Source organism: Micromonospora sp. 4G55, assembly GCF_016803375.1.
The window spans coordinates 1-4,736 of record NZ_JAEVHN010000487.1 but is presented as its reverse complement, the minus strand read 5'-3'; the positions used below and the strand labels follow the sequence as shown (position 1 = coordinate 4,736).

The following is a 4,736-nucleotide window of genomic DNA, read 5'->3' as shown; positions in this document are numbered from 1 at the left end:
CGGCGTCTCGCTGACCGTGGCCGCGGTCGGCGACGACTGGTTCGCCGTCGGGCTGATCCCCACCACGCTGAAGCTGACCACGCTCGGCGGCAAGGGCGTCGGTGACCCGGTCAACCTGGAGGTCGACGTGCTGGCCAAGTACGTCGAGCGCCTGCTCGGCGACCGGCTCGCCGGCGGCGGCCTGCCCGGCGCGCCCGCGGGGGGTGGGCGCTGATGGGCCCGCTCGGCTGGCTGCTGGAGGCCCAGCTCGAGATCGCCGGCTCGCCGGTGCTGGTCCGCGAGATCGTCGGCAACGTCTTCGGGCTGGCCTCCGCGCTGCTCGGGCTGCGCCGGCTGGTCTGGGCCTGGCCGGTCGGCATGATCGGCAACGCGCTGCTGTTCACCGTCTTCCTCGGCGGCGTCTTCGCCACCCCGCAGGCGCACGACCTCTACGGCCAGGCGGCCGGCAGGTCTTCTTCTTCTCGGTGAGCGTCTACGGCTGGTGGCGCTGGTCGCGCAACCGCCGCCAGGGCGACGACCAGCCGGCGGTCAGCCCGCGCTGGGCCACCGGCCGGGAGCGGCTCGGCCTGCTGCTGGCCGCCGCCGTCGGCATCGCCGCCGGGTACCCGGTGCTCGCCGCGCTCGGCTCCTGGGGCCCGCTGCCGGACGCCTGGATCCTGACCGGCAGCCTGCTCGCCACGTACGGCATGGCCCGCGGCTGGGTCGAGTTCTGGCTGATCTGGATCGCCGTCGACGCGGTCGGCGTGCCGCTGCTGCTGCGCGGCGGTTTCTACCCGTCGGCGGCCATGTACCTGTTCTACGGCGCGTTCTGCGTCTGGGGTCTCGCCGCCTGGTGGCGGACCTCGCGGGCCGCCCGGTCGGCCGCCCCGCCGATCCCGTCCACCTACTCGGAGGCCGTCGCATGAGTGAGCGCAGCGAGCGAATCATCAGGTCCAGTGCGGTGGTGCCTCATGGCGGCACGGAGCGAAGCGGAGTGTCGGCATGAGCGCGTTCGCCAGTATTGAGCAGGCGGTGGCGGACATCGCCGCCGGCCGGCCGGTCGTCGTGGTCGACGACGAGTCCCGGGAGAACGAGGGCGACCTGATCTTCGCCGCCGAACTGGCCACCCCGGAGCTGGTGGCGTTCATGGTCCGCTGGACCTCCGGCTACATCTGCGTGTCGCTGACCGAGTCGGAGTGCGACCGGCTGGACCTGCCGCCGATGCACCACACCAACCAGGACCGGCGCGGCACCGCGTACACGGTGACGGTCGACGCCCGGGAGGGGATCGGCACCGGCATCTCGGCCGCCGACCGGTCGCACACCATCCGGCTGCTGGCCGACCCGGGCACCGACCCGACCGACCTGTCCCGCCCCGGGCACGTGGTGCCGCTGCGCGCCCGCGAGGGCGGGGTGCTGCGCCGCCCCGGGCACACCGAGGCGGCCGTCGACCTGACCCGGCTGGCCGGGCTGCGTCCCGCCGGCGTGCTCTGCGAGCTGGTCAACGAGGACGGCACCATGATGCGGGTGCCCGACCTGGAGAAGTTCTGCGCCGAGCACGCCCTGACCCTGGTGACCATCGCCGACCTGGTGGCGTACCGGCGGCGGCACGAGAAGCAGGTGGAGCAGGTCGCCGACGCCCGGATGCCCACCCCGTACGGGGTGTTCCGGGCGCTGGGCTACCGCGCCGAGCACGACCCGGCCGAGCACGTCGCCCTGGTCTACGGGGAGATCGGTGACGGGCAGGACGTGCTGGTGCGGGTGCACTCGGAGTGCCTGACCGGGGACGTCTTCGGCTCGCTGCGCTGCGACTGCGGCCCGCAGCTGCAGGCGGCCCTGGCCCGGGTCGCCCGGGAGGGGCGGGGTGTGGTGCTCTACGTGCGCGGGCACGAGGGGCGCGGCATCGGGCTGCTGCACAAGCTCCAGGCGTACCAGCTCCAGGACTTGGGCCGGGACACCGTGGACGCCAACCTCGACCTGGGGCTGCCCGCCGACGCCCGCGACTACGGCACCGGCGCGCAGATCCTCTACGACCTGGGTGTGCGCTCGATGCGGCTGCTGACCAACAACCCGGCCAAGCGGGCCGGGCTGGAGGGGTACGGCCTGACCATCACCGGCCGTGAGGGGCTGCCGATCCGGCCGCACCCGGAGAACGTGCGATACCTGCGGACCAAGCGGGACCGGATGGGGCACCTGCTGGACGAACTGGACGAGGTGACCGAGGCCCCGATGGGCCGGCCGGTCCCCGGCGACGAGATCGGAGCGTAGACATGGCGGGATTCGGCGAGCCCGGGGTGACCACGGTGGACGCCGCCGGGCTGACCGTGGGCGTGGTGGCCGCGCGTTGGCACGCCGACCTGACCGACCACATGCTCGACCGGGCGGTGGCGGCGGCCGAGGCGTGCGGCGCCCGGTCGGTGGTCGCCCGGGTGGCCGGCTCGGTGGAGCTGTCGGTGGTGGCCCAGGCCCTGGCCCGGCGCTGCGACGTGGTGGTCGCCCTCGGCGTGGTGGTCCGCGGTGCCACCGCGCACTTCGACTACGTCTGCCGGTCGGTGACCGACGGCCTCACCCGCGTCGCCCTGGACGAGGGGAAGCCGGTGGCGCACGGGGTGCTCACCGTGGAGACGATCGAGCAGGCCCGCGACCGGGCCGGGCTGCCCGGCTCGGCGGAGGACAAGGGTTGGGCGGCCACCGTGGCGGCCCTCGACGCCGCGCTGGCCATCCGGGACGTGGCCGCGGCCAACGGCCAGCGGGTCGGCTTCGGCCGCTGACCCCCGCCCGTCGTTAATCGGCTCGTTTCGCGGCGTGTCGCGGTGTCCCGGATCGGGGACACCGCGACACGCCGCAAAACGGGGGCCAGGCCCGAGCGTCCGGGTGGGGAGGACGACGCGGCCGGACCCGGTGCGCGAGGTGTCGCCCGGTGACTGGAAGAATCGGATCCCGTGAAGACGTTCGAGGAGTTGTTCGCCGAGCTGCAGGCCAAGGCCGCCGCCGGCACCCCGGGCTCGGGCACGGTCGCCGCCCTGGAGAAGGGCGTGCACTTCATCGGCAAGAAGGTCGTCGAGGAGGCGGCCGAGTCGTGGATGGCCGCCGAGCACGAGGGGCCGGAGCGGACCGCCGAGGAGATCTCCCAACTGCTCTACCAGGTCCAGGTGCTGATGCTCGCCAGCGGTCTCGAGCTCAAGGACGTCTACCGACATCTGTGAGTGCGCCCCGTCGTTGATCACATCTGATCGAAGGAGCACTCCGTCATGCTGCGTGTCGCCGTACCGAACAAGGGCGCCCTGGCCGAGAAGGCCGCCGAGATGCTGCGCGAGGCGGGCTACCGCCAGCGCACCGACCCGAAGGACCTCGTCTGCCGGGACGAGCCCAACGACATCGAGTTCTTCTACCTGCGTCCCAAGGACATCGCCACCTACGTCGGCTCCGGTGACCTCGACGTCGGGATCACCGGCCGCGACCTGCTGATCGACTCCGGCGCGCCGGCCGAGGAGGTGATGGACCTGGCCTTCGCCCGGGCCACCTTCCGCTTCGCCGCCCGCCCGGAGGACGTCCACTCCGTGCAGGAGCTGGGCGGGCACCGGATCGCCACCGCCTACCCGGGGCTGGTCGATCGGTACCTCGGCGAGCTGGGGGTCAAGGCCGACGTGATCCGGCTGGACGGGGCGGTGGAGAACGCCATCCGGCTCGGCGTCGCCGACGTGGTCGCCGACGTGGTGGAGACCGGGGCCACCCTGCGCCAGGCCGGCCTGGTCGTCTTCGGCGACCCGCTGCTGCGCTCCTCGGCGGTGCTGGTCCGCCGCGCCGGCGCCCCGACCCACCCGCAGGCCGAGCAGTTGCTGCGCCGCCTGCACGGGGTGCTGGTCGCCCGCCGCTACGTCATGCTCGCCTACGACGTGCCGGCCGGCCTGCTGGACCGGGCCAGCTCGCTGACCCCGGGCATCGAGTCGCCGACCGTGTCCCCGCTGCACCGGGAGGGCTGGGTCGCCGTGCAGGCGATGGTGCTCCGCGACGACGTGCACCGGATCATGGACGAGCTGTACGAGCTCGGCGCCCGCGCCATCCTGGTCACCAACATCCACGCCTGCCGGCTGTGAGATCCCTGCCGCCGACGGCCGCGCTGGCCCTGGTGGTGCTCGGCGGGGTGGCGTCGGCCGCCCAGGGGGTGGCCAATGCCGAGCTGGGCGAGCGGGTGGGCAGTCCCGTGCTCGGGGCGGTGGTCAACAACGCCGGGGGCTCGCTGCTGGTCCTGGTCGGACTGCTGGTCCTGCCGTCGATGCGGACCGGGCTCGCCGTGCTGCGCCGGTCCCGGCTGCCCTGGTGGTGCTACCTGGGTGGGCTCGGCGGGGCAGCGATCATCGTGATCGGCACGTACGTCGTACCGGTGCTCGGGGTGGCCGTCTTCACCATCGCCCAGGTCGCCGGGGCAGTCTCGGCGGCCTGGCGGTGGACCGGGCCGGCTACGACCGGGCCGGCGGGCACGCCGCGGTGGCCGACAAGGTGCTGGAGGACATCGAGCTGGCCCGGGCGGTCAAGCGCTCCGGCGGGCGGATCGCCCTCGCCGACGGCTCCCGGTTGGCCGCCTGCCGGATGTACGAGAACTGGCCGCAGCTGCGCGACGGCTACACCAAGTCGCTCTGGGCCTCCTTCGGTCACCCGGCCGCGGCGGCGGTCGTGGTGGCCCTGCTGCTCCTGCTCTACACCGCTCCCCCGCTGGTCGCCGTCGCGGCGCTGGTTGCCGGCGCGCCGGTGGTCGC

General features: G+C 73.8%; 4 protein-coding genes and 4 pseudogenes. All 8 read left to right on the top strand.

Going from position 1 to position 4,736, the window contains the following annotated elements:
• A pseudogene (locus JNW89_RS28005) lies at window positions 1-214 on the top strand (riboflavin synthase); the annotation flags it as partial.
• Window positions 214-905, top strand: a pseudogene (gene pnuC / locus JNW89_RS28000) (nicotinamide riboside transporter PnuC). The pseudogenes JNW89_RS28005 and pnuC, both read left to right, overlap by 1 nt.
• Before the next feature lie 76 nt (window positions 906-981).
• Window positions 982-2,247 (top strand): bifunctional 3,4-dihydroxy-2-butanone-4-phosphate synthase/GTP cyclohydrolase II, encoded by a 1,266-nt coding sequence (locus JNW89_RS27995; protein WP_238451140.1) that lies wholly within the window; start codon window positions 982-984, stop codon window positions 2,245-2,247.
• A gap of 2 nt (window positions 2,248-2,249) precedes the next feature.
• Entirely contained in the window at window positions 2,250-2,750 is a 501-nt protein-coding gene (gene ribH / locus JNW89_RS27990; RefSeq protein WP_238451139.1) for a 6,7-dimethyl-8-ribityllumazine synthase, read from the top strand.
• A 171-nt stretch (window positions 2,751-2,921) separates the two neighbouring features.
• Window positions 2,922-3,185: a phosphoribosyl-ATP diphosphatase gene (locus JNW89_RS27985; RefSeq protein WP_013732805.1), complete on the top strand. Its 264-nt coding sequence runs from the start codon at window positions 2,922-2,924 to the stop codon at window positions 3,183-3,185.
• Window positions 3,186-3,230: 45 nt separating this feature from the next.
• The gene (hisG, locus tag JNW89_RS27980; protein WP_238451359.1) at window positions 3,231-4,076 is read left to right on the top strand and encodes an ATP phosphoribosyltransferase; all 846 of its coding nucleotides are present in this window, start codon (window positions 3,231-3,233) and stop codon (window positions 4,074-4,076) included.
• Window positions 4,073-4,360, top strand: a pseudogene (locus JNW89_RS37855) (DMT family transporter); the annotation flags it as partial. The gene hisG and the pseudogene JNW89_RS37855, both read left to right, overlap by 4 nt.
• Window positions 4,361-4,419: 59 nt before the next feature.
• Window positions 4,420-4,736 (top strand): annotated as a pseudogene (locus tag JNW89_RS27970) (glycosyl transferase); the annotation flags it as partial.